This is a genomic window from Terrabacter sp. 2YAF2, assembly GCF_052114705.1.
Taxonomy (GTDB): Bacteria; Actinomycetota; Actinomycetes; order Actinomycetales; family Dermatophilaceae; genus Terrabacter.
Genome location: NZ_JBFRFG010000045.1, coordinates 1 through 3289, shown reverse-complemented (window position 1 = coordinate 3289; position 3289 = coordinate 1). Strand labels below are relative to the sequence as shown.

The window sequence follows — 3289 nt, the reverse complement described above, 5'->3', positions numbered from 1 at the left end:
AGACCCTGTCCTCCCGGAGCTCGTTCAACGACATCCTCGTGACTCCACGTTCTGGCAGGGGCTCGCGCGTCCCCAAAACCCCCGTGACTACAGCCCTGACAACAGGTAGTTCCAAGAGCCAAGACGCAGCGCTCATCCTCATCTGCCGCGATTCGCGCGGACGTGCCGAGGGCGGACATCTGGGCAGGGCGGTCGCCAAGACGGGACCGGAGTCTCCAGTTGGCCCTGGAAAGCGCGGGCAGGGCCCTGGCGCGTTCTAGCATGGCGCGTGCCCGCAAGAGGACTGCAAACGCCGCCGCGACAGATCGCCCCTGGAGACGTCGTTGCCGCCTTCTCTGAGGAACTCGGCGAATGGTCGGCCGCCCAGATCATCTCCGTGGAACCCCACCGCAAAGAGGCAGATGTCCTGGCCCTGGATTGGTCCGGGCCCGAACCACACAACTTCGCCGACCTGGGCGAGCTCAAACCCTTGCGGCTGACCCTCCCCGGGGGCCGCGGTCTAGCGCAATGTCACAGGGAGTGGGTGCTCCCCCGCAGCCACAAGAACCTCGGTCCCGCGCCCCTCCTGACCACCACGCCCTCCCAGCAGTGGACTATGGGCTGGCACACCGGACTGGACCTGTACCTGCAGCGACGCTGGCTCGCCGGTCAACACCAAGACCCCGAGGACGAACACGTAGCTGTACTCGTTGGCGATGCCGTCCAAGCGCTGCCGCCTGACGCCTGTTTTCTGGACATACGCGCCCTCTTCGTTCAAGACGCCGCAACCATCGACGGGGCACTCGTTGTTTCCGCCTACCCCAACGTCACCCATCTGAACTTGTGGGGCAACCTCAGCCGCATGAGCAACGCGTCAGCTTTGAACGAACTGACGCGCCTGCGCCGGCTCGACATCCATGAAGTATTCGGCATGACATCTCAGGACTGCCTCGACCCGAAACAGCTAACCCAGCTGGAGTACATCGCCTTGGACGGAGTGCCCGTCGAGTACGCCACCGCGATGCGACGCGCGTGGACACCCGAGGCCAAACAAGGCGTCTACCTGCAGGTGCGCAAGGCCCGCAAGCCGGAATGGGTGAAGGAGAACCTGAACAACCCGCTGCGGGAATGGGACGGCCGCGAAGGCATCTCCCCACGCACCTACCAGCGGGCTCTCGCAGCGTGGACGCAGAGCACCCGACCAATCCTGAAAGCGCTGCTCACGCCCTCCTCAAACGCCGATCAGAACGAGCTCGACCTGAGGCCATTGGGCCGTCACTTCGCACAGGCTTTCGCGACGGTTAGCGGCCCGACCTACCGACTCGAGACTCAAGAGCTGGGCGAGCTCCTCGAGGCCCTGAACCAGATGGTCATGACAGCTCCCGCTGCGTCAGGAACCGACCGGGCCCAGGCGATGCGGACCCTCCTTGAGGGAATCAACGAACAGGGCGACTGGTAACCAGCCCAGCCACCACACCAACGCGAACCGTCGATCAAGGTGCTCGGCATTCAGGGACGTTCCCAAGCAAGCGCGAACAGGGCAACGCACGCTCCCACCAGCGCACACTCGCCACGTGTCGCGACGTCCTCTTCTGCCGCTTGCCGGACACTCGCGTGCGCCATGGCAAGGCGGAGTTCGAGGTCACGACCGTCCGAGTAGAGCGACCTGGCCCCTACGCTTCACCCATGCTGGAAATCGGTTCGCGTGCGCGCAAGCTGCCCGCGCCGCCCGGGGTGGTATGGGACTCACTTGTGCCACCACGCCAGCCCGAAGCCCGCGAGTGGCTCGACCTCTTGGCCGATGAAATCGAACCGCTGGGCCTCGACGCAGTGCAGCCCGCTCAGGTGACATGGTCCTCTCTTTGGCCCAGCAGGCCCAGAGACGAAGTGCACTTCGAGTTGACACGCGTCGGAAACGAGACGCTTCTCAGGTTCACTCTGCTATCCCCAGATGAACTTCCCGATGAGAGCAAGGTCGGCCACTTGCGACGGCGGCTAAACCAACTCCTGTTTCGTGACCTGCGGCTCTCATACGGGCAGTAGCTGACCCGCCGACCTTCACGCACATGCCGCTGAGCGGTCGTGCCGATGATCCGAACCTCAGCAATGGCGTCTTCGGCGACACTCGATGAATACCCTCTCGAAGCACACCGAGGCTGTAGTTTGCCGCAGGTGACAATGCCAACCAGCACGTCCCGGACGGACTGCGGTGCTGACAATCCTGTCGTCTCGATGAGACTTCGGACCCGGGTACGCATCAGCGCGGGCGTCGCGTTGGTCTGGCTCATCCTGATGTCTGGGCTGACCGCTCGCTACGACTGGAGCACCGGCGCCGCATGGCTGAGTGCCGCCGTGGCCGTTGCGGTGTTCGCGACAGGCATTGCGACGATGCTGCGTATGCGCCACGCACCGATGGCGGTTGCTGCTCTCCTGTTGCTCACCCTCCTGTCCGTCTTCTGGATCGGGCTGATGACCGGCGGAATCTGAGGAGGTCCCGGCGCCCCCCACCTAACCGACGGCCGGACTGAGCCGGGGCGTGGCGCAATCGAGTTCATGGCTTGGCAAACAGCGTGAGGCCTTCCCGATCAAGCCGCTAGTCGGACGACGTCCGATCATGCCGCGCGCAGGACGGTGCTTGGCACTGACACTCTTAGGGAAAACAATGATCTCGCTGAGAACGCGTAGGGTTTTAGCGCTAGTTCTTGTTCTCGTCGCCCTTGCGGATATTGTCCGTGCGGTCGTGATGGAACCGTCGGATTGGCTTCGACTAGTTACTGGAGTTGCGGTCTTTGTGACGGCGCTCCTCTTTTCGCGCTCGCCCAAGCCGCCGACCGCGAGGCGAGATCCCCGGGACCGCGGCTGAGAGACCGCGCCACCTCGGGGCCCGCCTAGGGCATTCGCGGGTCCGTCGGTGGCGCGATAAGGGTTCGGTGAACCTCCGCAACTGCCGCAAGGCGCGTATCACGCAGTGCACGGGGCCATGGGACGATTCGGGCGTGAATGGCAGCGAGCCGATCGACGAGAAGTCCGCAGCCGCGCCTCGAACATGGGATACGACCATCGGCCCCGACGGAATCGGCTACCTGATCGAGGCTGCGCCCTCTGGGGTCATTGGCTGGCAGTACAACCAGGCTTTGAACTTCGACTACGGCCTTCTCGTTTCGAGTTGAGTCCATAGCGTTGGTGTACGACGACACCGGTGAGCGTGTCCCTGCACATGCAGGTGCGGTCACCGCGTGATCCTTCGAGTGAACCTCTCACAGCACCCTCGAATGGAGCATCGCGATGACCGCGAAGACCAGTATCGACC

The 3289-nt window shown here is 63.8% G+C and carries 3 protein-coding genes; all 3 read left to right on the top strand.

The features are described 5' to 3' along the window. The first annotated feature begins 268 nt into the window (after nt 1-268). Complete coding sequence (locus AB4030_RS22315) at nt 269-1438, top strand: hypothetical protein (RefSeq protein ID WP_442281392.1); 1170 nt, start codon at nt 269-271, stop codon at nt 1436-1438. A gap of 773 nt (nt 1439-2211) precedes the next feature. Continuing rightward, on the top strand, nt 2212-2466 hold the full coding sequence (locus AB4030_RS22310) for a hypothetical protein (protein ID WP_442281391.1): 255 nt from the start codon (nt 2212-2214) through the stop codon (nt 2464-2466). Between the two features lie 509 nt (nt 2467-2975). Continuing rightward, a complete protein-coding gene (locus AB4030_RS22305) occupies nt 2976-3149 on the top strand; it encodes a hypothetical protein (RefSeq protein WP_442281390.1) in 174 nt (57 codons plus the stop codon). Nucleotides 3150-3289 lie beyond the last annotated feature (140 nt).

Coding starts and splice junctions, on each gene's coding strand:
- AB4030_RS22310 (WP_442281391.1), top strand. CDS start 2,212: ATGAGACTTCGGACCCGGGTACGCATCAGCGCGGGCGTCGCGTTGGTC.